General features: G+C 38.3%; 32 protein-coding genes and 1 tRNA gene. 4 read left to right on the top strand and 29 right to left on the bottom strand.

The window, feature by feature from the left end; all coding sequences use genetic code 11:
- Positions 1–7 precede the first annotated feature (7 nt).
- The 13 genes from IGI71_RS08115 to IGI71_RS08055 are packed head-to-tail and all read right to left on the bottom strand — an operon-like array spanning position 8 to position 14260.
- Positions 8–4234 (bottom strand): hypothetical protein, encoded by a 4227-nt coding sequence (locus IGI71_RS08115; protein WP_430616315.1) that lies wholly within the window; start codon positions 4232–4234, stop codon positions 8–10.
- Entirely contained in the window at positions 4231–5697 is a 1467-nt protein-coding gene (locus tag IGI71_RS08110; RefSeq protein WP_430616314.1) for a distal tail protein Dit, read from the bottom strand. The genes IGI71_RS08115 and IGI71_RS08110 overlap by 4 nt, the downstream gene beginning before the upstream one ends.
- 2 nt (positions 5698–5699) lie before the next feature.
- On the bottom strand, positions 5700–8855 hold the full coding sequence (locus IGI71_RS08105) for a phage tail protein (RefSeq protein WP_430616313.1): 3156 nt from the start codon (positions 8853–8855) through the stop codon (positions 5700–5702).
- Complete coding sequence (locus IGI71_RS08100; protein ID WP_192415719.1) at positions 8848–9543, bottom strand: Gp15 family bacteriophage protein; 696 nt, start codon at positions 9541–9543, stop codon at positions 8848–8850. Before IGI71_RS08100 ends, IGI71_RS08105 begins: the two co-directional genes overlap by 8 nt.
- A gap of 12 nt (positions 9544–9555) precedes the next feature.
- Positions 9556–9960 carry a hypothetical protein gene (locus IGI71_RS08095; protein WP_413159622.1) on the bottom strand — a complete coding sequence of 135 codons (405 nt, stop codon included), beginning with the start codon at positions 9958–9960 and terminating at the stop codon, positions 9556–9558.
- Between the two features lie 50 nt (positions 9961–10010).
- Positions 10011–10508, bottom strand: a complete 498-nt coding sequence (locus IGI71_RS08090; RefSeq protein ID WP_010748253.1) for a phage tail tube protein — start codon at positions 10506–10508, stop codon at positions 10011–10013.
- An 11-nt stretch (positions 10509–10519) separates the two neighbouring features.
- Positions 10520–10954 (bottom strand): phage tail terminator protein, encoded by a 435-nt coding sequence (locus IGI71_RS08085; protein WP_010748252.1) that lies wholly within the window; start codon positions 10952–10954, stop codon positions 10520–10522.
- Positions 10954–11283, bottom strand: coding sequence for a hypothetical protein (locus IGI71_RS08080; RefSeq protein WP_010748251.1), 330 nt, complete (start codon positions 11281–11283; stop codon positions 10954–10956). The genes IGI71_RS08085 and IGI71_RS08080 overlap by 1 nt, the downstream gene beginning before the upstream one ends.
- The gene (locus tag IGI71_RS08075; protein WP_010748250.1) at positions 11280–11624 is read right to left on the bottom strand and encodes a putative minor capsid protein; all 345 of its coding nucleotides are present in this window, start codon (positions 11622–11624) and stop codon (positions 11280–11282) included. Before IGI71_RS08075 ends, IGI71_RS08080 begins: the two co-directional genes overlap by 4 nt.
- Positions 11614–12021, bottom strand: a complete 408-nt coding sequence (locus tag IGI71_RS08070; protein ID WP_010748249.1) for a hypothetical protein — start codon at positions 12019–12021, stop codon at positions 11614–11616. Before IGI71_RS08070 ends, IGI71_RS08075 begins: the two co-directional genes overlap by 11 nt.
- Before the next feature lie 9 nt (positions 12022–12030).
- The gene (locus tag IGI71_RS08065; RefSeq protein ID WP_086332162.1) at positions 12031–12237 is read right to left on the bottom strand and encodes a hypothetical protein; all 207 of its coding nucleotides are present in this window, start codon (positions 12235–12237) and stop codon (positions 12031–12033) included.
- A gap of 20 nt (positions 12238–12257) precedes the next feature.
- Positions 12258–13196 (bottom strand): hypothetical protein, encoded by a 939-nt coding sequence (locus IGI71_RS08060; RefSeq protein ID WP_010748247.1) that lies wholly within the window; start codon positions 13194–13196, stop codon positions 12258–12260.
- Between the two features lie 14 nt (positions 13197–13210).
- Positions 13211–14260, bottom strand: a complete 1050-nt coding sequence (locus IGI71_RS08055) for an XkdF-like putative serine protease domain-containing protein (protein ID WP_430616312.1) — start codon at positions 14258–14260, stop codon at positions 13211–13213.
- Between the two features lie 49 nt (positions 14261–14309).
- Between IGI71_RS08055 and IGI71_RS08050 the strand changes: the two genes are divergently transcribed.
- A complete protein-coding gene (locus IGI71_RS08050; protein ID WP_428212056.1) occupies positions 14310–14831 on the top strand; it encodes a hypothetical protein in 522 nt (173 codons plus the stop codon).
- On the opposite strand, the gene IGI71_RS08045 is transcribed toward IGI71_RS08050, so the two are convergent.
- The 10 genes from IGI71_RS08045 to IGI71_RS08000 form a co-directional block, all read right to left on the bottom strand.
- Entirely contained in the window at positions 14832–15647 is an 816-nt protein-coding gene (locus IGI71_RS08045) for a phage minor head protein (RefSeq protein ID WP_430616311.1), read from the bottom strand. It abuts the gene before it with no gap.
- Positions 15640–17409, bottom strand: a complete 1770-nt coding sequence (locus IGI71_RS08040; protein WP_081116455.1) for a phage portal protein — start codon at positions 17407–17409, stop codon at positions 15640–15642. The genes IGI71_RS08045 and IGI71_RS08040 overlap by 8 nt, the downstream gene beginning before the upstream one ends.
- Positions 17410–17420: 11 nt before the next feature.
- Positions 17421–18713: a PBSX family phage terminase large subunit gene (locus IGI71_RS08035; RefSeq protein ID WP_413159619.1), complete on the bottom strand. Its 1293-nt coding sequence runs from the start codon at positions 18711–18713 to the stop codon at positions 17421–17423.
- Entirely contained in the window at positions 18676–19128 is a 453-nt protein-coding gene (locus IGI71_RS08030; RefSeq protein WP_118215323.1) for a terminase small subunit, read from the bottom strand. The genes IGI71_RS08035 and IGI71_RS08030 overlap by 38 nt, the downstream gene beginning before the upstream one ends.
- 66 nt (positions 19129–19194) lie before the next feature.
- Positions 19195–19554: a hypothetical protein gene (locus tag IGI71_RS08025; RefSeq protein WP_413159618.1), complete on the bottom strand. Its 360-nt coding sequence runs from the start codon at positions 19552–19554 to the stop codon at positions 19195–19197.
- A gap of 144 nt (positions 19555–19698) precedes the next feature.
- Positions 19699–19772 (bottom strand) — tRNA-Lys (locus tag IGI71_RS08020).
- Positions 19773–20001: 229 nt separating this feature from the next.
- Complete coding sequence (locus IGI71_RS08015) at positions 20002–20418, bottom strand: ArpU family phage packaging/lysis transcriptional regulator (RefSeq protein WP_430616310.1); 417 nt, start codon at positions 20416–20418, stop codon at positions 20002–20004.
- A gap of 108 nt (positions 20419–20526) precedes the next feature.
- A complete protein-coding gene (locus IGI71_RS08010; protein WP_413159617.1) occupies positions 20527–20754 on the bottom strand; it encodes a hypothetical protein in 228 nt (75 codons plus the stop codon).
- Positions 20751–21002 (bottom strand): hypothetical protein, encoded by a 252-nt coding sequence (locus IGI71_RS08005; RefSeq protein WP_413159616.1) that lies wholly within the window; start codon positions 21000–21002, stop codon positions 20751–20753. The genes IGI71_RS08010 and IGI71_RS08005 overlap by 4 nt, the downstream gene beginning before the upstream one ends.
- 2 nt (positions 21003–21004) lie before the next feature.
- Positions 21005–21187 (bottom strand): hypothetical protein, encoded by a 183-nt coding sequence (locus IGI71_RS08000; protein ID WP_413159615.1) that lies wholly within the window; start codon positions 21185–21187, stop codon positions 21005–21007.
- 103 nt (positions 21188–21290) lie between these two features.
- On the opposite strand from IGI71_RS08000, the gene IGI71_RS07995 reads away from it, so the two are divergent.
- Complete coding sequence (locus tag IGI71_RS07995; RefSeq protein WP_060792021.1) at positions 21291–21911, top strand: hypothetical protein; 621 nt, start codon at positions 21291–21293, stop codon at positions 21909–21911.
- 5 nt (positions 21912–21916) lie between these two features.
- Here IGI71_RS07995 and IGI71_RS07990 read toward each other — a convergent pair whose 3' ends face one another.
- Positions 21917–22093, bottom strand: a complete 177-nt coding sequence (locus IGI71_RS07990; protein WP_155642941.1) for a hypothetical protein — start codon at positions 22091–22093, stop codon at positions 21917–21919.
- Positions 22094–22137: 44 nt separating this feature from the next.
- On the opposite strand from IGI71_RS07990, the gene IGI71_RS07985 reads away from it, so the two are divergent.
- Both IGI71_RS07985 and IGI71_RS07980 read left to right on the top strand, forming a co-directional pair.
- Positions 22138–22275, top strand: coding sequence for a hypothetical protein (locus IGI71_RS07985; RefSeq protein WP_155642942.1), 138 nt, complete (start codon positions 22138–22140; stop codon positions 22273–22275).
- A 164-nt stretch (positions 22276–22439) separates the two neighbouring features.
- Complete coding sequence (locus IGI71_RS07980; RefSeq protein ID WP_413159614.1) at positions 22440–22913, top strand: membrane lipoprotein lipid attachment site-containing protein; 474 nt, start codon at positions 22440–22442, stop codon at positions 22911–22913.
- A gap of 291 nt (positions 22914–23204) precedes the next feature.
- On the opposite strand, the gene IGI71_RS07975 is transcribed toward IGI71_RS07980, so the two are convergent.
- The 5 genes from IGI71_RS07975 to IGI71_RS07955 all read right to left on the bottom strand — a co-directional run bounded on the left by IGI71_RS07975 (position 23205) and on the right by IGI71_RS07955 (position 25624).
- Positions 23205–23483, bottom strand: coding sequence for a hypothetical protein (locus tag IGI71_RS07975; protein WP_194185987.1), 279 nt, complete (start codon positions 23481–23483; stop codon positions 23205–23207).
- 37 nt (positions 23484–23520) lie between these two features.
- Positions 23521–23691: a hypothetical protein gene (locus tag IGI71_RS07970; protein ID WP_413159613.1), complete on the bottom strand. Its 171-nt coding sequence runs from the start codon at positions 23689–23691 to the stop codon at positions 23521–23523.
- A 383-nt stretch (positions 23692–24074) separates the two neighbouring features.
- Positions 24075–24350, bottom strand: coding sequence for a hypothetical protein (locus tag IGI71_RS07965; RefSeq protein ID WP_413159612.1), 276 nt, complete (start codon positions 24348–24350; stop codon positions 24075–24077).
- Between the two features lie 12 nt (positions 24351–24362).
- Positions 24363–24704, bottom strand: a complete 342-nt coding sequence (locus IGI71_RS07960; protein ID WP_430616309.1) for a RusA family crossover junction endodeoxyribonuclease — start codon at positions 24702–24704, stop codon at positions 24363–24365.
- 14 nt (positions 24705–24718) lie between these two features.
- Complete coding sequence (locus IGI71_RS07955; RefSeq protein ID WP_430616308.1) at positions 24719–25624, bottom strand: Lin1244/Lin1753 domain-containing protein; 906 nt, start codon at positions 25622–25624, stop codon at positions 24719–24721.
- Positions 25625–25653: the final 29 nt, after the last annotated feature.

Here is a 25653-nt window from a genome sequence, read left to right as displayed (position 1 = left end):
CTCCTTCCTAGATATATACCTCACCTACTGCTGTGATCCGACTGTTTCCGCTGTTATTCGATAGCTTATACAAACGCCCGTTTTCAACTTGGAATTTTTCAGTCGCATTCCCTTCAATCCAGACTGGAACGGTAAACATTTGTGGAAACCCTTCTCTTACCTTGTCTGGAAGAATGGCAACAGCGTTGCTGGTGCTTGCGCCATTGGCTGAACCATTCCAAACAAATTGATCAAATCGAATTAGAATCCTGTTCATGTAACGTTTTAAATAGATATCACCAGCAGTCCCTTTCAATCTGGTCACTTTAAGCCATCCAGTATCATAGAGCATTTCAGCAGACAAAGATCCAGCAAACCCTGCCTCTCGATTGTTCAATTGAATCAAATCAAAAGTCATGGAAGCTGATGCGATAAGTTTTGTTTGGTCTCCAATTGAATTTCCTTCATATCTGGACATATGGATAAATTGATCACTGATCACTTGTTCGTATGATTGAATGATTACACCAGATGAATTACGAATGACTCCAGCATTTCTGGTTTCTGCGTCTTTGATGGTTAGTTCACCAATTTTTATTGTTCCATCATCGTATCTCCGTGTGTAGGGATTTGAAAACTCTGAACCAACAATCAGCGCACCTTCCACACGTTTAAACACGCCATTTTCAATTTGCACATTACTTGCAATCAAGTTATCAATTGAAATCCCCCAATGTATCCATTTTGTGCCGTCCCATTTGTACACTGTACTTGTTTTGTCATTTGGATCTTGCCACAAGTCTTCTTTTGCTGGATTAGTTGGTGCTGTGGCAGAAATGATGATCGCATCTTTCCCTTGTTGAGCGACAAGATAGAAATAAGCACTGTAGGTATTATCCGTATATTTGAACCTTGTTCTTGTCCACATATACCAGCCCGCTTTAGGTGTGGGTCTTGTCCCTGACCATCCAGACGTTGGCGGAGTTGTTCCATCTTGAGAAATAGCATAGCTGATTTCTTCGACAGAAACCCCTTTACCAGTATCTCCTGTATCACCTTTATCGCCTTTATCCCCTGTGTTTCCCTTGTCTCCTTTGTCACCTTTTCCACCTTGAAAAGAAATCGAATAGGCAAACTGCTTCGTGAATGTTTTACCATCTGCTGTGATTGTGATCGGCACAGTTCCGCTCTTCGATACTAGTGCAGTTGTAGCTGATAATGTGATTATTGATCCACTCACACTAGAGGAGAGTCCTGTCGGCTTAGTTCCTACAGTAATGCTACTAGGCGTAATTTTATTGATGCCTTTATATACGATCACTTCTGTTGTTGTTGATCCAGCTAATGCTGAAGTTGTTGATCCCGCAAAGGTGTAGGATTCGTTCGTAAGAAACACAGTATAAGCATCTGCGCCAGGAGGTCCTTCTCCACCGTCTTTGATTCTAGAAATGGTGAATACATCGCTCACAGTCGAATCAGCCGCCTTGATGGTGAATGTATCAAATGTCGCAGTAACTGGATTAATCGTAACCGTATTACCTGATCGAGTAACACCAGTCGGCACAGCTGAACCAAAATTCCCACCGTTTAGACTATACGTCCAATTTGAGATAGCGGTGTTCACTGCAGTTCCGGTCACAGCAAAACTAGAAGCTGGAGTGATCTTTCCATCTTTATCAACTGTGATCGCTTGTGTTGTTCCTGATAAAGAAATGAGTGGTGCAGGATCACCTTTATCACCTTTGGAACCTTTCGTCAATGACCACGTATAATCACTTGGCTTTTTACTATCTGCTTCCGTAAAATCAACATACTGCCCAATATAATCCCCACCGTCTTCTCCGCCATTTCCCGTAAAAGTCAATCCGCCATCATTCGAATATTTGATATGCAGATATGACGTCTTTCCGTCTGGTCCTGGTTCTCCGGGAATACCAATACCAGAATCGCCTTTCGTTTGTTGCCACTTATAAACGCTTGGACTAGTAGGTGCAACGTTCGTTTCCGTTGTAGCATAACCAGTATATTTAGCATTTGCTGGATCTGTAGTCATTCCTGATCCATCGGCATTCTGAGAGTATCTTATCCATAGATAAGCACTCTTCCCATTTTGACCGGGTTGTCCGTCAAAATAATCAACATTTTTTACCGGTGTATAACCGTCTTTTCCTTGTGGTCCCATGAATGGTTTCCATGGTTTGTAATCGTCAGGATTGTCTGAGCCTTCTACATTCGTATCTGAATAGAATCCTTCATATTTAGGATAGGCATTTTCGTAGTCTTCGGATGGAGATGGAAGCCAACCTGAATCAACATCGGATATCAAAAATCTGAAATTAGTGATTTTTAGAGTGCCTTTCAAATTATCAGCCCTAAAGCCAAGATTTACAGCTACTGCCGTACTCGCCAACCAAGAAGCTGCAACCGAGGTTATAAAAGATGAAGTTCCTTTTTTATTAGTATTCGTCACAGTAAAAGATTCTCTATTCGCGATAGAGTATGGTGTATTTCCAAATTGAGGAAGGAAGGTGCCTGCAACGTCATCTCCTAGAACTTCCCAATCATAAGCAATAACCACAGCATCTCCCAGTTTGGCAGGAATATTTTTAAGAGCACCGAAAGAAAAGCGATATGGATACATACCTTGATTAGCTGAGTTTGTTCCAACTAGCGATAAAGGTGATATACTACCAACTATTAAATTCTCATTCGGATAAATCTTGGTAAAGGTACCGTCTGCCATCAAATATCCACGATGTGGATAGTAGGTTTCACCGGGTTCCCCTTTTTTACCATCATCAATATTCGTGACTGTCACCTCAGCGCCACCACGCACGTTCCCCGAATCGTCTGCTACTTCAAAACGAAAGACTGCCTTTTCTTCGATATCTGCAGCATTGATCGTCACTGTCTTGGTATTTGAAAACAAAGGGCCATCTTTATACCATTTCAGACTAAAGGTATCTGTTATATCCTTGATACCATCTCTAACACGAGCAGTTAATGTGGTACTGCCGAATCCATTTTTGAAAGTAACTCCATCACTAGTGATGATTTCATACGTAAAGACTTTATTTGCTTCGATTAGTTTTCGCATTCGAGCAAGCAAATCATTACTGATTTCGGATTCTTTTTGAACAAAGTTAGTAAACGTTGTCCGATCACTAGATGTCACACCTAATACAAGAGACTCGGTCTGCTCATAAACCCTGGCTTCAAGATAAAGGGGTGGATTATAGTAAACTGAGTCTTCTAATGAGAACGTATCTCCTGGATCACTGTCAAAATATCCTTGTGTTTCATAATCAACCTTGATCTGGCTTATTTTTTTTAACTCAGAAAGCATGTACCCTTTTAAAGCTTCAACGGTGGTATATTCTGTTTCTCCTCGATCATCAAATAAATACCCATCATCTTTTTTGTTAGTGTTTGACGGGATTTTATTTCTTGCCTGCAAAGCTCGGATACCGTTATCGCCTTTTTTACTGAAATACAGAATGTTTCCATCATCATCAAGTTCTTCAAATTCGAGATTTACGATTGAAAGCCCATCTTTTCCAGTAGCACGAATGGCTGTATAAAACTCGTCAGCAGAATCTTTTTGATTGATTACTTTTAACTCTTTTCCTACTCGTAGAGTTGTATCACGTTTATCTTGACCTAATCCTTGATGGGTATCAGTGTGTTCTTTATAAATATTGATCACATGACGTTTTAGAGAATAATCATCGTTTGTCTCAGTAACTAAACCAAGTTCTGCGCCAATCTGATTAGCAGCTGAATATAAGCGATCTTTTTTATTCTGAATGCCATCCCAGCTAAAAACCATCTTTTTATCTGGCATTTCGTTAATCCCGATTTCAAGAGTTCCTTCGGAATCAATTACTTTGATTATTTCCGCAATCGTCATCGCTTTTGGCGAAGTATAAGCGGGCATTTTTTCTTTGTATAGCTCCCATGTAAGTGAAAAAGCGACAAGTTCTTTATAATAACCATCTCTGCCTGTTTGGCTGATATTCAGCCAATAATCACGGTTTTTATATACAAAGGAAAGTTTATTCCCAACGGTAACAAACGAGGCTTCAGGATGTTTGTTGTTTATACGCATGACTAACGCTGTCGTATCTCCCTCGAAAAATCTTGTCAGGTCAGCTTTATCAAAGTGAATGGCTCCGACAGCAGAATTGTCCATATAGGTTAGGGTTTCACTGTCATGGGCATCTCTTACTGCAATACGCACGTTTTCAGTTGTCATACCCAAGCCTCCCTTATTTCTGCTGTTGCGGATTCCAATTCGGCAAAACTAGATAATGCGAGTTGAACTTTTGTTTTGCCAGGCGGAACTTTGAACCATTTCGTACCTTTCACTTCATCTTTCCCTTGCGGGAGATTATCTACATAAAGTTTCGTTTCAGTCCCGTTGATATAAATATCTGAGTTGGCTGCATAACGATTGACAAGATCAATCCATTTAACGATATTTAGTTTCTGAAAAACAAATTTCTTGAGAAACAGCATCGATACGTATTTCTCATTAATAATTCGATTGCCATGTTGGCCAATAAAAACTTGGCACCCCACCACTTTTTTGTTGAGCAGGTCGGTGTTTTCAGATCTAAATTTTTTCCCTAGTAAAAATACCTCAATAGAACTTCCAATTTTGGTGATCGAAAAATACCCTTTATCTTGACGAAAAGGGTTGACTGCATCACTGCTTGCTATGAACGATGTTGATCCCATTGCTTTGCCAGGTACTCCCCAACTCGCAATAGAAGTGTAACTCGTGACTGTATTTTTCCAAACCACGAAAGAAAAAACTGCTTCTTCATTTTCATCAAAAAAGCAAAGTGTGATTGCTCCTGATTGATCGTACAAGAAAGCTTCAAACCCGATTTCTGAGTACAGATACCAATTGTCTGACCCAAGTTCACCATTAGAATCAGCTGCAAAGCGAACGTCTAACACTCCTCCGTGCCAATTTAATCCAGAGCCGACTTTATCAAGTGTGATTATCTGTTTTCCGTTATAGGTGCTGAATCTTAGAGAACCATTGATCGCATTGATTGGGTTTTCCAGATTTTTTTGTATCGTTCGCGTCCAATTTGAAAATGAAGGAGCAGAACTTAAAATTTCCTTCGTTTTAGTATCGTCATAACCGTCTATCTCCTCAATCTTTCCGAACTGCATCACCCCATGTTCAGAGATTAGGCCAATGAAACCACTCTCTTTTTTTAGTTTGATGTGATAGTCAACAGCTACTTCTTCTGTTCCTTCATTATTGATTTCAAATTCCCAAACTCCCTCATCATTCAATTCTGCATTAATAGGCTTAATTGTTGATGAGTGGGAAATACCATCGGGGACAATCCAGTTAATTGTCCCCTTACCGATAAAAGATTTTTCAGATACTTTTGTGTCCCCTGAAGGTAAAGCCCAATAATATTTGTTTGGTTCATCCATGAAAACAAGCTTTTTGGGTTCTTTTACGTTAAGGATTCCCGCAAGTGCTCGTCTTTTTGAGATTAAGTCATATCTTAAAATAAACGGCATTGGTATAGTATTTTCATTGTATGAAGTAGTTAAATATTCTTTTCCCTTCACACCATCTCCAGTTTTTGCGAGTTTGACTTCTCTCTCAGCACCTAGATTTCTTTGAAAATCGTTCAAAACTGATAAATACTCGGTGATATCATAACCATCAAAAAAAACTTGTAGCATAATTACTCATACCTCCTTGCGACTCTCTGAATATAGGATTGCTGATCTAATTCTTCCTTGGTGAAAACAGCAGTTTGTTCTGCCCAAGCTTTTCCATCTGTTTCGATAGTATTTTTTAATACAATGTAATCGGGTGTTGAATTTTGTGTGTCTTGTTTGTTAAATATATTTTTAATGATTTGGTTTGCAGGATCAATTGCATTGGCTTTTGAAACACCTGAAGCAAGTTCTGGTGCCAATCTTCCATTAATCAATGCATCCATTGCTGGTATTTTACTAGGTATATTTGCTACTAAATCGTTAAAATAGTTTGAATCAAATTCAGATTCGATTCCTTCTTGCAATTCGTTTGCCCATGTTGCGACATTCGATTTTACTTCTGAGAATCCATTCAACAATCCTTCTCTAAGCCCTGATACCAAAGCCAGTCCATTTTCTATTAATACTTTTTTATCGTATGGAATAGGTCCTTTTAAACTTGCTATCGTATCCGCCCATCCGGACACAGTTCTTTTTACATTCTCAAATCCAGACATCAATCCACTTAGTAAACCATCAACCAACGCAATACCATTGTTAATCAATGCACCACCTGGTAATGCGCCAATTAAAGCGTTTAATAGATTGGCACCTGCCTCTCTCATAGCTGATTGGTTATTACGAATATTATTAGCTAGCCCATTTACCAATGTAATACCGGCTTTAAATAATCGATCCTGTGCTCTTAGGATCCCTCTAACAGTGGCATCTACAATATCCATGCCTGCACTAACGATTCGTTCAATGTTATTAGCGATACCTTTTAAAATTTGAACAATAAGATTAACCCCTGCAGTAACAACATCTCCTGCTTTTGAAGCCAATCCATTTATGAACTGAACAATTAAATTTAGAGCTGCAGAAACGATATCAGGCATCTTGGAAGCTAAACCATTCAAGAAATTAATTAAAAGGTCCGCTCCTGCAGTTACAATACTTGGCAACTGTCCTGATAATGCCGTAAGGAACGTCACGATCAGTGTGCCAACAGCAGCTACTAGATCAGGAAGCTTTTGGGCAATACCATCAAGAATAGCAATTATTAGAGACATCCCAGCTACAACTATTTCTGGAACGTGCTCTGTCAATGCAGTTAACCATGTTACTATCAAAGTCGCTGCCGATTCTATCAAGGCTGGTAGTTGCTCAGTGATGCCATCTAGTAAGGCCAGAATCAATGCTCCACCAGCAACAATGATTTGTGGTAGCCCTGCTGTTAAAGCTGCTAATAAAGCCACAATGATTGCTGTTGCTGATAAAGCGATTTGCGGTACTAGAATAAGCATAGCTGCGGTGAACGCCATAATTAGTTGACTGGCAGACATTGCTAGTGAAGGTAGACCTTGTGCAATACCAGATACAATAGCAGCAACTATTTGCAATCCTCCTGAGATAATACCAGGTAATGCAGAAGCAATAGCAGCGAGAATACCCTCAATTGCTTTGCCAGCAGAACTTCCCACTTTTGGTCCATTACTTTCTAGACCCGATGCGAGAGAATCAAAAGCATCGATAATTTTATCGATTCCTTTAGAAACATCTCCGCCTCCTAGAGCCTTTGCAATTAATTCAAACGCTTTGATAAACAACCCTATAGGTCCAAGCAATCCAAGAAAAACTGACTGCAGTATTTTTAGAGCAATTCCAAACGGATCTATTGATTTTTCACCACTTTTGAATCCGTTAATCAATGAGCGAATTCCTAAAGCGATTTTGGTCATTCCGTTCCATAAGCTTTCAGGAAATACCTCTAAAAAATCTGCCTTTAAATTGGTTACACTTACCGAGAAATCATCAAGTGCTATTGCTTTGAAAGCTTTAGCAAGAGTTGAAATTCCTTGCACTAATCCTTTAGTGCTTTGTGCGAATGATGTCATGCCGTTCCATAGAGATTCAGGGAATAGTTTGACGAACTGATCATGTAAATCAGAAAGACTAACACTGAAGTCGTTGAAAACAATCGCTTTAAAAGCTTGTGCCAGCAACTTAATGCCTTCGATAACATCTCCAACAGGAGCCATAAAAGATTGTAAGGTCTTGACCGCCCCATTAACCTTCTCTCTAAAGGTATCACTCGTGTTGTAAAAATAGATAAAAGCAGTTACCAATGCTCCTATAGCTGCAATAACAAGAAATATCGGGCTCTCTAAAACGGATAAAGCAGTGCTTATCATCGAACCGATCTTGGCAAAGCCAACTGCTTTTAACCAAACAGCCCCAAATGCTGCAGCTAAAGTAGTTATGGCACCTACTACGACATAAACAAGCGCAGGATTTTCTCTAAACACTTCTGCTAGTTTTGCCATCGCTCCACTAATTTTTTGAACAATTGCAAGAAATGGATCAAGCAACGGCGCACCAAAAGCTGCCCCTAAATCCGTGATGGCTTGTTTCATATTTCCGATAACGTTCTCAAGACCACCGCCTTCACGTGCAGCTTGCCCTAAAGCTCCTGATAATTTGTTACCATCCTCAACCATTTGTAAAAGCGTTAACTGCTTCTGGGCTTCGGATAAGTCGTTAAATGATTTACCGTAAAGCTTATTTGCAGCTGCATTTCGTGTTGTTTCAGTAGATGAAATACCAAGTGCTGCATCGTTTTCGTAGTTTCCTTTTAAATATTGCTGTAGACTTTCAGAAACTTCACCAATTGACTTATCATAAAATGCAGCGCTATCAGCCGCGGCTTTTGTTGCTCTTGTAGTCAAATCCAGAGATTCTGCTGTATCCATACCGCTCGTCTTTGCAAATGCAGCCATAGAAGTGAAGGCTGGTTTCAAGCGGTTAGGTAGGATATTTGTTTCTTTCGAAATTGAATCAATACTACTTTGAGCATCCTTTTCTAAATTACCGAAAACCTGTGAAAATTGCGCATCCATCGCTTGCATATCGCCAGCAGCCTTAATTGAGAATCCAGCGACAGCAGTACCGACAGCTAAAATGCTCAAGCTAGCTTTTTTGGCAAACTCAACAGATTGTTCAGAAAGTGAGTTGAAGGCTTTGGACTTTCCAATCTTGTTGTCTAACTGTTGAGCCGCTTCATTACCAAAATCTTGATACTGCTTTCGTGCTTTGTCGGTATTAAATTCGACATCAATGATTACGGAACCATCATTCATCCTTCACCTCACCTCTTTCTTCTTGTTTTTTCAACATGTATTCACGTTTTTGCTTAAGATCCATCATTTCAAATTCCAAGTTTGCTCGATCTTCTTTCAAAGCCACCGCTAATTTTGCTTTTCTTATTTCTTCAATTTCATCTGGTGTGGCTTTTTCTGGGTATTCCATCATGCGAATCTTGATGACATTTTTAAACTTGGTATTCTCAGACAAACCAGCTAATAAATGGTTAAACTTATCCCAATGCAGTGTTCCCTTGCTTCTTTCCACCATCAAATCCATCCCATAATCCATCAAAAAAGAGGAATAGATGTAGCCAGAATCCTGTTCGAATTCATACCACTTCTTTTCCTCGTCCTCTAAAATATTTCCTTTTAAATCACGTTTGACTGTTGTGCTTTCAAATTGATCCCCAGCAATCCTTTTGATAATAGCGTTTGATAATGGAATTAAATCATCCTGTGGAATAATGTCTGCTAGTTCTTCGATTGTTTCGGGAAGTGCTTCCGCCCAATCATGGGATAAAATTAGGATAATGGAATATAGTACTTTTCCTTCTTTAGATAATTCGGGATCTTTCCACATTTCGTACCATCGGAGAACACGAGAAAATTCTAGATTTAATTCATAAGTGTTTTCATTGATTACGACCGAATCATCAATACCCCAAGCAAGAGATAATGCCATAAAGCATCACCTCTATTTCTTTTTACCGTCGATATAGGATTGTGCTTTTTGTTTCGTTTGAAGCTTTTTGTATTGATCGGAAACTTCAAGGAATGCCCCGACAACTAAATCAATTTCATCATCTGCAGCATCCATCAGTTTATCGAACGATCCTTCACCCAGCACTAAATCAATAACGTCTTTAACAACGGACTCAACTTTATCATTAGCTTCAACGACTGCTTCGTAATCACCTGATTCAGAAGCTGTTTTAATAACCTTTTCTTGCTCTTGAATAACTTCAAGCATTTTGGGTAATTCTGACAAATACTGATCACGATATTTCTTACCTGTTTTGATTCCGAAATCTAAACCCGCAATTCTTACTGGTTGAACCTGCTTTTTAAAACCTACTTCGATTAAATTGTTTTTTGACATTTGTTATTCCTCCTATTTTTTTATGTAAAAGAAAAAGGCTAGTACAATGACTAGCCTTCTGGGAGTTTGGTGTCCTCTGGAACACCATTGAAAGATACTTGCATTTCAAAGTTACCACGGTTGTTTGGTCCCCCGCCGGTATGGACGATACCTGACAAGGTAGCATTACCTTGAATTACTCGGCCATCTGGTTCAGTGTGACGGAAAAATACAATTCGATCTTGTCCAGCTTTATTTAAACGATCGCGTACAAATTCTTGAGCTGCATCAGTGGCATATTTTCGGTGACCAGTAAAAGCATAAACACCGGTAACTCTTGTGATATCGGTGTTTGATCCACCTTTATCACCGTAATATTCATATGTTTCAGATGATTCATCTTGTGAAGGTGTTGCTTCCTGAATACCATCTGCTAGCTCGTGAACGGTCGTAGGTGGCACAAGTTTTCCGTTTTCACCAACCGTTGCAGCTACACCGATTTCATATTTGTTCATCCAGTTAGGTGAATAGCCTTCACCAGCTGCAAAATACTGTAAATTCATTTTCATGAAATTTCCTCCTATTTACTTATATTTAATCGAACAGTTAGTACATAAAGATATGCATCATGTTCTTGAATTCCTAAATTTCTAGGCTGTGTGTAAACTTCACTCGAATCAAACAAAAATGAGCCATCACTCGAGCGAAGTGTGACCCATTCACCATTTTCTTTTCTTGGCAATTTATCAAAGCTATCTGCAATCTTCCAAGCATCATTAAAAGCTTGTGATTGGTTTGTGTTTTTGATAATGATTTGAACCATGAACGGAATTTGCCTGTTTCTAGCCAAGTCCTGCTGTCCTTGTCCGGATGCAATCCCTTGTATAGATAAATCTCGTTCATTGTGCTGAGGAGGTTTGTCTTCTTGAATGATTTGCTTCCCAGTGCTTGTTACTCTTGGTGTTTCAAGTTCTAATAAGCGTAAGTGATCAGCAATTCGTGCAAATAAATCCATCACAGAGCCTCCTTAATTGCTTTTTCTGCCACATTCAGTACTTCATCCATATCTTGAGCTTTCGCAACCTCAGCCCACCGTATGGATGCTTGAGGATTGTGGTTTTTAGATGGAGTTCCCCTATAATATGCGTACCCAGCATACTCTGTACCCCATACCAGTTTTCCTTTTGGGAAATCACTATCAACCCAAACACTAGCTTCGGTTGCCCCAGTGTCTTTTTTAACATACTGATTAGCCGCTTTAGCAAATGCGATTGCGGTCGGATTGAGAGCGGATTCGATAGCTCTCTCAATACGATCGAAATTACCTTCAAATCTCCCGCTCATTGCAACATCACCTCAATATGATGTGGATCTAACTGGTCCGTGAAAACCTCATAGCATTCAACGATTTTTAGTTTGCGGTTTTGAAATGTAATTGTTCCATCCTCGCTAGGATTTACAAAAGGTTTTGAATTAACAGCATCGACGTACAAAATGCCGTTAGTCAAAACCTCTGTATTATCCGTTTTTATAATTCTTTTTCGCTTAGGAGTAAACCTCACATGTTCAATCTTCTGTGGGTTAGGTAGTTCACCACTTCCCATTGAGCCATCATCATCAGGCTTTGGAGCCTGATAGATAACCTCATGAATCAACAAGTGTTTAGGTATTGGCTTAAATGACACCGATCCTCACACTCCTTTTTCTCAAAAGACCGGTTCCCTCTAGATATGAAAGACAATTTGGAGCGACCCGATTGGCTTGCTTACTCGTTGACGTTGTTGCGCTAGAATAGCTAAACCCGCCGATAGAAGCGCTTTGACCGCTCAAAGTATTTCCTGTAACATCAAGATCTATACCTTCAACTTGATAGTATTCAATTTGAGCACAACAAGCTTTTTTTATCAGCAGCTGTACATGTTCGGAAAATTTATCCAAACCGATTTTAGGCACTTGATAATCTGTCAAAGAGTCAATAATGTCCGAAGCCCTTTTGGATAGACGAGAGAAGTTCCCAGCTTCAACAGGCGTTCCCTCGTAATCATCCTTATAAAAGACTTCATCAACATAAGGTTCAGACATGATCTTCACCTACTTTTCTTTTTTGTCTTCCTTCTGGTCGTCTTTGCCGGCTTTCTTGTCATCTTTCTTTTCTTCAGCACGTTCTAAGAAAGAATCATCTAGATTTACAGCAACTTCTTCAGCACGTTTAACGGTCATATCAATGACCGTCCCTGCTTCATAAACTTCTTTAGTTTCTTTATCACGGAATTTTTTTAAAACGTTGTATTTTGCCATGTTTTTCACCGTTACCTTTCTTATCCTTCTGGAGTAGCGTCAATACCGAAGTAAGCTAGTGCTTTAGGTTCACGAATGATGAAGTCAATATCATCAAGCATGAAGTGATATGTTGCCTGTTTTGCAACGGCACGACTGTCTTGAGCAGCAGTTGTCAATGTAACAGTTAAACCAGAAACTACAGCAAGGTTTTCGTATGGAGTAAACAGAATTACGTTGTTTTCCATAGACTCGACAACTTCGACGCCAAATCCGCCAATATTGCGTAGAGCACCATCCACGAGCACTGCATCACCCAAAGCAGTATTTCGATTTTGTAATTCAACAACATAGTTTGTTGCTGTCGCTTGAGACATAAAGAACTTAAATGTTCCTTGACGCAAATATTTTGGTTCAATTCTAGCAGTTGCAGCTGTTAGCTCTTGAATCGTTGGCAATTTTGCACCTTCTACTTTAACTTCAGCAGATGCTTTAGCCATTTTGATGTAACCATCATTTAACTTCACGAATGCATCAGATGAAGATTCATCCCCATTAAATGCTAGATCTTGCAAATCCGCTGCATACTGAGCTTGCATTAGTGAAAGTAACGCTTGACGGACATCTTGCCCACGAGTACGAGCGGTATAAAATGTATTGCTGTTCTCGATCCATGTATCCAAGTAAACCGGAACAAGAGAGAATGGTACTGTGTCTTCTTCTTTGATATCCGTGCCAGTATCTTCAGTGTTAATACCTAGATGTTTTTTCAATGTACGCTTTTTAACACCTAATTTATCCAAAGATCCTGTCCCTGATTTGGCAAAATGGACAAATAATTTCCCGATAGTTCCTGCAGTTGCAACTGCATCTAAGAAGAACGCTCGAGCATTGTCTTCACGTAAGGTAACATTGTTACCAGCTTTCAAGATTGCGTTCATTTGTTTGATCAATGTTTCGTTCGATAAAACGTTTGTCATTTGTGTTTCCCCCTTTATTCAGAAATTGGGAAAGCAGCGTCCACATAAGATGGTACAACCGATTTCTCAACCGCTCCTGTGTAATTTGGTTCGTTATTATTGCTGATTCGAGATTTTTCGAGATTCTCGATCTTAGCATTCAAAGGTGCTACGGCTTCTGAAACAGCCTTAGCAATAGCATCAGCATCTAAAACGACGCTAGCTTCTGAATTCGCTGTTTCTGGTTTTTCATCTGATTTTTCGCCTTTTTCCAAAGCTGTTAAACGATCATTTACAGGTTTCAGCGCTTCTCCGAGCGCTTTTTTTAACTGTTCTTCTGTCATTTCCTCATCCTCCTCGGATTTGTTTGTACTAAAAAAGGACTTAACCGTTTCGATTAGTCCTTGTTTGGTAACTGATTTATTTGTATCAATAGTACTGATCAATGTGGATAACTCGTTAATTTCAGATTGAATACTAGCTATCTTGTCAGCGTCGTTTGCTGTGTAATTATCTAAAATAGACCATGAAGCAGAACGAAAAGCGTCTAAAGCTGCATTAATATCCCGATAAGTTTTGCTGTTGTTAAAATTATCAGCTGTTTGCTTTTTGACATCTTCCACTTGAGCGGTTCCTGCTAATGAATAACCTGTGAACTCACCTTTCTGGATTGACTCCCACATTTCATCAGTAGCTTTAGTGACAAGTACCCACGTTCCTTTTGTGATTGTGGTTTCGCCGATAGTCATATCAACAGGGGCAACGTAACTCTCTACTACTTTTCCAGCATTCGTGGTGAAATCGTGCTGTTTGTCAATCTGTTGATAATCCGCCATGAATCCATGTGCAGCCTTCTCGATTGTGTCAGCATCCATGAAATCTCCATGAACATCTTCAACATCAGGCTCATAAACAACACCATATACAAGTTTTTGTGGATCATCTGATTTAGTAACCAACTTAACTTCGGTTTCAAAATTTGGTTTTAGGTCTTCGGCAGACTTAGTAAGAAAGAATGATTTCTTATTTGCTGCCTTATCCACGTATGAAACATGTGTTACAAGAACGTTTTCTAGTTTTCGCATTTTCTCACCACCTTTCAATGTTATAATTGTTAATAAAAGGACTGATTTTATGGAGCAAGAATACTATAACAGTGAATATCTAAGTGAATTACTCGAATCACCTAAGACATCCGATTTTTATTTTCGCCAAGAACAATTAAAAGTTTTTTTATCTAATTCTATCGATAAAACAAGCGATATAAAACCTTATCTTGCAGCGATCGTTGCTGCTAATATGTCTATTCTTCAATTTCTTAAAAACAATGAAGTTACCCTTTCTGAAGCGTTAGAACAAGATTCTACATTGAATGAACAGGATAAAATCTCACTTATCAAGTTCGAAAAAGATTTAAGCTATTTGAAACCAGTTGGAGGACCTATTGATTATGTAAGAGAAATATTCCCTGAATCAATCGATACTTTTATATTATGGTTTATCATCATCCGATCTATTGCGTCATCTTTAGGTAAAACATTTAATTTTACAACCAAAGCATTAATGGATGTTCAACAAATAAAGCGAAATGATCTAGAGATCCGATTAAGGAAAATAGAACTAAAAGAAAAAGATAGTAAAAATGAGAAAAAATGATTATTCAATTTGTGGCACCACAAAACAATGACAATGTATCGACTCTTTAGCAGATAACATAGGGTCACGAGGATAACGGCAGCTTTCGCCATTGACGATGAAATACTCGCCTTTAGAGATTGACTGACCGTCCATTGCCTCGTGACCTTTTCTCGGTTCTTTTATGCCATGAGTGTGGCGCCAAGTCATACCTATAACAGCATCATTTTGCATAAATGCTTCATACTGGCTGCCAGAGTACATCCTTAATCCCTCAGTGATTGCAGTTGTCCTGGCACGATTGCGAGAAAATTCAGGAAGTGAAGACAGTTTACTTTCTAACCATCGGATTCCTTTGCCTTCATCAAAAGATTCTTGAATCACTCCTACAAGAGCGTTCTCTGTAGTGATGTTCATTAACTTTGGCAGCGTCCTAAGCCATTTTTCGATGTCTCGGTAGTGTTTCGTCTGATAATCAAAGCCTTCAGATCCATCATACTTGGCATTAAATTCATCAAACAACCCAAAGAAAGCTTTTCTCAGTTCTGGGATAACACTTTCTTCCATGTTTGATTTGAATGATCGTCCACGGAGCATAACTTTTATAGATAATTTGGTCGGTTTCTTTTTTCGATTCTCTACGAATTTCTTTACCTTTTCCCATACTTCCTCGTAATCAATTTGCAAGGTGTCATCCATCTTATCCTCTGAATTTAAGATGAACGTAAGCAAAATTGGAACAAATAAAAAGCCTGCTTTTTCTAGAAGCTTAGCCAGTTCATCATCTTCTTCTTTTTTTATTTGAAGGGCTTTATTAATAAGGGTCTCGTCATCCATTTTTTGCCCTCCTAATAATTCTTCTAATCATGCCAGATAACTCCCCTTCCTCGGTGTATCCATATGCTTTCGCCACTTCTTCGGACAGCACGAACTTAGGATCACCTAAGATAGATTTTGCTTTATCTTCGTCAAATGGAAATGCGGCCGTTATCATCTGTATGGCACTGTCTCTTGATAGAGTACCTCCAGCAACAGCCTGAACAATGTTAACTAATGACGTAATTTGAGCACCATTTAGGGAGACTTGCTGCACTGTTTGACCCGTCTCGTTTGTTTCACCGGCTTCTAAAGGTTCGGTTGAATCAATATTTCCATTATGGCTATCGCTTTGGCTTGTCACCCCTCCAGCAGAAAGTGTCATAGGTAAATTGTACTTGTCATCTTCAAAAGCTTCTAGCGGCTTGTTGAGAGCTTTAGAAAGGATATCTCTCAAATCATTAGGAGCGACTGCATTTGCTTGGATAGCTGGTGTGAGAATCGCTTTCACATCCTCCATGTTTACAAGATTGGATGATTTCAAGAATACTTCTACATATTTGAAATCATATTCTCTAAACAATGAATTAATACGCCAATCATAAGATTCTCGCATAGGTTGAAATACTTGCTCTTCTGTGAGCTCTTTGGCGGTCTCAGCTGTTGCTCTTGTATAATCATTTGATCTAGCCACATAAATAGGAGGCAATCGAAATGCACCCAAAACAGCTTCAATAACATTTTCATCGTATTCGAGAAATAGCGCATCCTTTTGCAAAATGTCAGATAACTTTTCTAGTTTCACAGATGGTTTATCTTTTGTTTCATCGAATGTCATCTCGCCAGACGCACCTAGCTTTTCTGATTCAATTACTAAGAACTTATGTTGATTTCCACTTTCTGATCCGATTCCATTAGCGTAATTTTGCAAGGAGTTTTCGCTGGCTTCTGTAAGTTGAGCATTTTCTAATAGGATAGCTAATGGAATATGTCTTCCCTGAGTAAAATATCGATAGTTCAGTTCGTCGGCTTTACGATTTCCAAGTATTTTAATCAATGGACCTACCCAGCGAGGCTTGCCATAAGGATCTTGAAAGTCTCCATTTTTAAGGTGAATGATTTCAGTAGCCGTGCCTTGTCCCTCAGAACCCACACTTCCATTTGAATTCAACGGAGTAGGGTCCCCGTAGGTTTTATACCACGTTCCAGATTCTTTAACAGAATCATCCATAGAATCACGAAAAACAAAATAGCGGACCTTAATTTCTGATCCGTCCGCATTTATTACTCTATTTAGTTTGGTCACAGTCATGTACTCAGGTTTGACAGAATCAATCCCTACAACATCACCTTTAAGATTACGAATAACTTCAATATAGCCATTCCCACATTCTTCAACATGGCGAATGACTTCCTCAATCACTTCTTTCGGCGGACGTTCAAAGGATAATTCTTTGAGAAGGTTATCCAATTGATTCCATTCTGCCTTCATTTCTGCTGTTTCCTCGGTATCGTCAACCTTGTAACGTATACCAAAACCAAACCCAGCCACGTTGGTTACATAAGCTTCAATTGATTGATTTAAAATGTCAGAGATATCGGTAATTGATCTTAAAATAGCAATGTCATATGGTGGAGATAATTGAGTTAAATCCCTACTTTGATCCAAACCACCTGCAGACTTAAACTTTAGAGTTCTTTTCTTCTCAATGCTCACGTTCTTTTTGATATATTCTTTAGGAACAGAACCCGCCATTCCACCACTAATTATTTTCGATGTCATGAAACCACCTCCTAAAATGCTGTTTTACGTTCTCTTCTTTTTTTAGTAACAGTACGTTTTCTTCTCTCCATCTCAATAGAGTATCTTAACATGGCCATTGCATCATCAAAGAAATTTACCGGATCATCTGTAAAAGTATTGGATTTCTCGTCCTTTCTCCACTTCCATTGTTGTATTTCTTTGATTGTATTTGTACAACTTGGATGGATATGGATGCGCATCTGCTTCAAATAATCGATTTGCGCTGACACACTGCCAGGTTCCTTTTTTACAGGTCCGGCATTATATCCGGCTTTACGCCACATTTTGATTCTGTCCGGTTCTGCAGAATCACACCACATCACAAGCTTTTTATTGATCTGTTTCTCATTAGCGATCGCAATAAGTTCACTCGTATCTTTTTCGAACTCGTAGATTTCTCGGCACAAAAAAAGCTCACCATCTTTAAATCCAATTTCACCAATAGCATTGGCATGATTGAATCCAAAGTCTTGAGCGTTAACCATGTAGTCAAATCGTTCTGGATCTGTGTTAAAGTTTTCTACAATGTAATTAGTAAGGATAAGTCCACCAGACTCACCCCATTCGCCGAGCCCATAGATTTGATATCCATCAGGATCACGCTCTTTCCGCATCATCATCCGCCGGTGATAGGCTTCATCTATGAATCGATTCTGTAGATATGTGGATTGATGAGTAAAGATGTCTGGATGTGTTACATCAAAATACTTTGCCTTAATCCAGTGAGTAGCAGATACCGGGTTAAAAGTAAAAGTCATTTGATAGTAAAGATATGGGTTAAAATCCAAATTACCACGTAAACGGTCATCAAGAATATCTACATCGGCTTCATAAAATTCTGTCGCTTCCTCAATCCATATCCAGGTGAGTTTACCACGGTCAAAAGTAATAGATTTTACTTTTTCTCGCTGTCCGTCATCTTTCATTCCACGAAATATCACTTGATTGCCAGTAATTTTTGATTCAAGCATCATAGGCGATGATTTAATCGACCAATATTTGTGGTAATCAGATCCGTAGATTTTATAAATAGCTGATTTCAATTCAGCATACGTACTATCTTTATTTGACTCAGCGACTTTACGAACACAAAGAAGATTTGCTCCTTTATACTTTGGATCTCCAAGTTTTATGATAAAATCTTGCGCAGTATTTACTGATTTACCAGAACCAGCCGATCCTTTAGCTAATCGATATCTTTTCCTAGTGGTGTTATAGGTTTGGAAATTCCGGTTAAATTGTACCTTAACTATCATTTGGCGCTTCGTTTTCGCCATCACCATAATCAACCACCACCTTCAGATCCATATTGCCATCTAGCTCCACTTTGTCAGTCCATAGGCTATACCTTTTGCCAAGAAGTTCAGCTGCTCTTATACGATCTTTATTAGCTACTTGCACATCTTCTATCGTTGAGCCATATTCAGATCCTTGAAAGACTACCGTTTGATCTGTTTCTTCTCCTCGCATAACCTTACTCAAATATTCCAGGACCTCTTCTTGATTAGCAATTTTTTCTGATTGCAGCTGTTCAAGTCTTTCGTCTATATATTGTCTAATGTCAGGTTTTGTCAGGTTCTCACTACCTACAGACTTAGCAGTTCGTTTACTATACCCAGCAGAAATAGCGGCTTGAGTAGCATTACCGCTGATAATGTACTCATCCGCAAATCTACGTTGTTTTTCAGTTAATTTCACTACTCTCACCTCGCAATCTGTGTTTGTTTTGTAATTCTATGTTTAAAAAAGACCCCCAGTGGAGGTCTATAATTGCTTGTCTAAATACTCGATTATACTCTCAATAGTTTGAACTTCTTCCAGATTTTTCTTCCTAATTTCATCTATCTTGCCATCAACAATTTTTTTACTATTCTCTATATCTTCAAGGCTCTTTTTGTAATATCTATAAGTTGCGCTATTTGAAACAGGTGCGCAATTTAAAATGTCATTGAAAACATCATAATATTCACCTAATTGTTCACTTTGATCAAGTAAATTTAACGTTGGATAATCAGTTATTTCTTTAAAATCAGGATTTGCATCAGTTACTATTGTAAAAATTTTGTCCAATTTATTCCTCAAATCAACAAGCTCATTTTCTTTAATCTGTTCGCTTAAATCCATTCCACTCACTCCTTTACTAAGATACCGTTATCATACCTTATATATTGGAGTTTTGCTACTTTACCAAAACAAAAAACAGCCCCGAAGGACTGTTTAGTAGGAATCACCAAAGATCATGTGAGTAATCTAATTGACAACTCCCAATCAGGAATGTAGGACTTGAACCTACGACTTTCAGATTAAAAATCTGATGCTCTACCAAACTGAGCCAATTCCTGAAAAAGACGGCTAGCGAATGAAGATAAGGAGTGTGTTCAACTCCATTCATAATAGATTTTTTGTCGCCGTCTTAGTTAAATACAGGGCGCTGGGAATAATTTTCAGAAAGTAGGTCTGCCAACGCATCTTAAAGGAGTGCGCCCTGTTATTTACAATAATTGATAATACTATCTTACTATTGATTATTGGTACTAAACCGCCATTATACCGCCAAAAAACCGCCATTTTTCAGCGATAAGCGACAAGTTTGCCACGACGATAACTTTCAGCAAATTCAACCAATGCATCTGATTTCATTCGCTCAATTTGCCGAACTGAATAGCCCATCTCATCTGCGATCCGTAGATTAGAATACTGATCTTGTAAGCAGAAGCTATAATGAAGTATCTGTCTGCTTGTTAGCTTCAAAGCCATAAGCGCTGCAATGATTGCATCTCTTTCTGCCTCTGCATCCAGTCTTTGAATAAAAGCATCTTCGGACTTGTTTCCATTACTAGGTGTTCTAGGCATATCAGTAATAATCGGTGAGCGGACATCGATCTTTGAACGACCTGCAATCCGCTCCAACCGACGGTAGTTCTTCAAAACATATCGTGCATTCTTTCTCGTTTGCGAGAAATCAACTTCTCTTAGTAATAGCATCATTGCTCAATCGCCCCTTTATTTGGTATAATGAAGTTACCTTGGCGGGGACAAAATCATTATTTTGGGGGCATTGGGCGATTGCTTAATGCTTTTTATTTTGTTTCTTTTTCAATTTCTTTTATTTGTTCCATCAGTATAATTTCCACTATCAAAGCCATCTTGTTCCATAAAATAGCCTCCTTCATAGTTTCGCTCCTTTACTTCAGACGTTTTGCTCAATCTAACTTTTTCTTCGGCAATGGCTTGCTTCTCCTTTTCATCTAATTCTTTCCCGAAAATCACACTTGCGAATACTGTGGCAAAAAGTGCCACAGCTACTAACACTGCAACTGTCACGCTTCAACTCCTAACACATTAACTTGCCCTCTAGGCAAATCATCATTGATCAAAATTTTATTGCCAAACAAGGTTGCTCTCGAAGGATCTATGTCTATTCGACTTCTATTTTTTAAAGCTTCATACGTCTCCTTACTCATTTCGAAACGTAAAACCCTTCCATGAATACCACGGCTTGATAAACGATCTTGTGCATATCCGAGTTTATGAAAACTTTCTTGAATTATCCTTTCGTATTCACTTACCATCTTTACCCTCCCGCTTCCATCGCATCCCTGACCAACGGATCGTTGATAATAATCTTGTACTTCATCTGCTCATGCTGCAGCTGTTCTTGTAACTGCTCAATCTGCCGTTGCTGGTCCACAATTGTATAGGATGATGAAATAGCTAAAACAGACAAAACGAATATAAAACATGCTTTTATCATCATTTCTCTGACACCTCCATAAATTTGCTGATTACTTTTTTATTTATTTTGATATAATTTTCTTATCAGCGAGTGGTCCGCTGAAATAAATGAAAGGAGCACACCCATGTCTATTAATGTTTCATTAACTCAATTCTTAACATACACATCAAAAGTGAGTACAAGCGCCAAAATAAAGGCTGTGAGAGATATTAAAAATTCGCCTGGCTATCATCCATCGATTGATTATTGGAAGCCTTTAAGAGATGAGATTAAAAGGTTACACGAAAATAATCTACCAATTGAAAACTTGAATAATCTCTTACTCAGCATTAATGAGAAAAAAGTTAAAAATTACACCGGTGCCATAAATACCTACATTCAATTTATTAAAAAGAACGATGTAGCTTACTTCAAAACTGGTAAATCTTTTTGGAAACTTACTGATGATTTATTTGTAGGTGCCTCACCTGAATTAGGCCTTATAGTTAACGGTAAAAAACTTTACGTTAAGGTTTATTACAAGAAAAAATCTTCTGATGCAAAACTGACAAAACGTAACATACAATCATCACTCACATTAATGCAACTGGCAGAAAAAGATTTTCAAATGGAACCAGATTCGAATTTTGCTGTTCTAAATTTGCAAAATGGTAAAATTATCGAAGCTGGTCCATTGAAAAGTGAAGATGTTCTTGAACTAGAAGTTGATGCTCAAAACTTTGTAACAACTTGGAACCGGGTCTGATAGCACTACATTTCAGACAGCTCCCCTTGAATTTGAGCACAATTCTCACAAATAAAGATTCCATCTTCTAATTCTAGTTCGGCACTTGATTTGCACACTACACATTTTCGCTCCTTCTTACCGCAAGTACTTTGGAGCGAATTTTTCTTCCGATCTTGCTCCTTTTTTGAATCAGTTTCCATCTTATCCCTCCGTTCATGATATAATCGCCATAGGAGGCGATCGTATGAAATTTCATAATTATAATGATGCAGATAAAACTTACCTTGGTATAGCTGTAGCTTTTTTTATACTAGGACTAGGCTCAAAGTTCTATTGGATTCCAGCTGTTTTATTTTTATTAGTTGCTTTCCTAAAAGATTAGATACTTAGGTATCTTTTTTTCGTTATCGCTGACTATTCTTTACTGTGTTTAATGAAATGACAATTCACTTTATTTACCGTTTCTAGCGCTAATTATTTACCAAGTTATTTCATTATGCTATCCTTAATTCAACATAAAAGCTTTTATATGAGGAGAATAAACTTATGAAAAAGTCATTTTTTATTTTAGGCTGTGTTCTGGTACTATCTGGATGTTCTAACAAAACGTCCGTCAGCACTGCTTCCGATTCGTCTGATACTTTAAAAACATCTTCGACAACAATGGTTTCTTCTGCAACAGAATCACACGAAAATACTACTGAAGATTCTCTCGATAAATATCAATCCATATCGGAATCACAAGATAACACTCTAGAAAGTAGTTTTATTGAAAACTCTAGCAACCAAGAAACTTCAGTCCCTATGACAAATAAAGAAGATGAATACTATCAACAAATTAAAGATGCTTGGCAAAAAGAGAAAGATTATATAGACTCTGTCACTGACCCAAAAGTAAAACAATCTTTACAAACTCCTTTTGCTGCTGCTAATGCCAAAGCAACTGAATTGGTAATGAATAATCCATCAGATGAAACAATTATTATGAACGCTTTGAAAAAAGTTGTAGATGATCAATAACGTTGTAAATAGTCCTTATGAAACTTAAACTAGTTTTCGAACTAGTTTTTTTATTTCGTCGGATAACTGACTTGTTAAAATGTAAAATATGTTACAATACCTAAAAGGAGGTATTGCTTTGGGAACTTTTTTAGCTTTTATTTGGTATATTTTTATAGGATTTATGCTTTATGGAATCATCAGATTGGCAGTTAAACACGGAATTTCAGATTCCAAAAAAAATAATTTATGATTCTGTTGCTACTCTTTTAGGGTAGTTTTTTTATTTCCACAATTTTGGTGGATTATCAACTAAACCACCTGAGCAAGCCCATCATATGACCCATCTCCGTTTTCCCAAACCTCGATTTGGAAAACAGCACCATTTTCTAACTTTTGCTTCAATCGGTAGTATCCATCAACAAGGTTTTCAACTTCCTCAATATCTTCTGTCGCATAAATTTTTTCATGTTCAAGATTATTTTGTTTTAGGTAATCAACGTAGTGCGATCCCCAAGATTCATCTAAAAATTTCGTATAGGCATGAGATAGAGAATTAGCTCGGAACTCTTTATTCTCGTATTTAAACATTTCTTATTCCTCTTTTCTTAGTTGTGTATTTCTGTCACTAACAGACTGACCAACCTAATTCGTTTAATCGTCTTTGATTTTTAAATTTTTTAATTTCTAGCGGTGTTAATTCAGTCACGCTATAACCTTTTAACTTGGTTACTACATCAACAAAGCTGTACTTGATTTCTGTTACTTCTCTTGCGATATAAAATTCATTGTCTCCCAATTCGCACACATCCCCGACCCTTACAGTGCGCCGCTTTTCGTGAGACGAAAGAGAATTAATCGAAGCCATTTTAGCTGTGCTTATGATTTCTGTTTCACTGGAAACTCTGTTATTTTTATCAAACGTACCGATTTTTTGCGCTACTACAGTTGCTTCGATTAGGTCATGCTGAAATCCTTTAATACCACCAGTATTAATAAATCAACCTTTAATGCGGTTGCCAGAAATAGCTCGTACAATCCACGAGTCCTCTTCATAATCAAAAAGATCATTTAGTTTTATAGAGTTGTTAAAACCAATTTTCTCTAACGTGATTAACTTGAGCATCCTTTCCTCCTAGTTTTTTATTTCTTCCGATTCTTAACCAACAAATTTCTGAGTTTCTAGCAGACTTCGTGGATTTTCTTAAGACTTACTACAGTCACATCGTTAAGATTTAGTTGTATTTCATCATCTTTTTCTTCAATGCAACTGAGGATCCTTACTCGTGCTGAATTCTTGTAGATACGACTTACTTGCGCTCTTATCTGACCTGAAAAAGGTCTTCCCGGAGTGCAGATGTAGCTTTCACCAACTTTTACAGATCCTTTTTCTTGAACATTTGCTGATTCATATTCTCCAAAATCTTTGAATGGCGCTTTAATGCTTCTGCTTCTCATTGATGGTCCCTCCTAAAGTGGATTAATTTCAATTTCTGTTCGAGGATTGAAGCTGTATACTTTACGGCAGATGCTAACTGCTATCTGGCCATCGTCTTTATACAAAATGCCGTTTACCGCGTCCGTCACTGCTTTGAAATAATTATCAATGTCTGGCTTTTTATCGCAGTACATTGTCTCGTCCTCAAGCAAAGTCCTGTTTTTCTTTACTTTTGAGATATAAGCTGGTGGATACACGAATTTGACTGCATCTTTATATGCTTTCATCGCTGATTCCTCATAGGGAGTCTTACGATGCTTGGTGAACCTAGGCCTTGATTGGGGCTTTGGTGTGATCGGTATGACGATTTTCAAGCCATCTGCTCCTTTCAATGCTTCGTTTTGTTTAGATATGCTGCTAATTTTGCATCAAGCTCCGCTTGGCGCTCAGGTGATAACTGTTCTTCCCCCTGTTCGTTTACAGCCCAATCAGGTAGTTTTTCCTCACGTAGTGGCTTTTGATTATAGCCTTGTTTCTTAGCGCCTCTAGTTCGTTGATAATCCCTCGCTTGATCGATCGTTTTAACGTTAGCATCTGCCCATTCCTGCAAAGATGCCGTTAAAAAGCTAATAGCTCTATTCTTAGGGACGTCTTTACTCCCAGCAAGTTTAATGGCAGCTTCTACAAGTTCATCGCCATAGATATTCACCAGATTAAGCAGATCTTCAACCTGTACAACATTTGGAAAGAGCCATAATTTTTGGAAAGTTTCTAGGGACGCACTCTCGCTCGCAGTAGCGTCTTCTTTTATTTCCTTTTCTTTACTTTCCTTTACTTTACTTTGTTGATTATTCCCCTGATTATCTGAGTTATTCCGCCCATTAATCGAGATATTCGACCGATTAACTTCATTTGTCAGCAAATATTTAAATTCAAGCTCAACTTTTTTACGTTCCTTAGTGGCTAGAATGTATCTGTTTTGAATTCCTTTAGAAGTTAATACGGAGTATTTATCAAAAATATCTTTATCAAAGAATTTTACTTGCACGGCTTTTCTAACCAGTTCTTCAACTGTGCCCTCCTTCGTACCAACTTCGTCAGCCACTAAGAACGCAAGGTCGTCATCCCACAAAACGTAATACCCCTCATCTCGATAAATATTAGCCAGCAGGGCGACCAGTATATGAACGGCTTCTTTACCGCATGCTTTAATAATTCTTCGAACTTTTAAATCTGATAAAAAATCGACATCCAGAGGAAAATAATCAAGACCTTTCTTCGTTGGTCTTGCCACGCTTATTCCTCCTAATCAGAGGGAGTTAA

Origin of the sequence: Enterococcus sp. DIV1279b, from assembly GCF_050531515.1 — a bacterium.
GTDB lineage: Bacteria > Bacillota > Bacilli > Lactobacillales > Enterococcaceae > Enterococcus_D > Enterococcus_D casseliflavus.
Note: the sequence above shows the minus strand (reverse complement) of the source record. Positions and strands in the feature narration are given on the sequence as shown.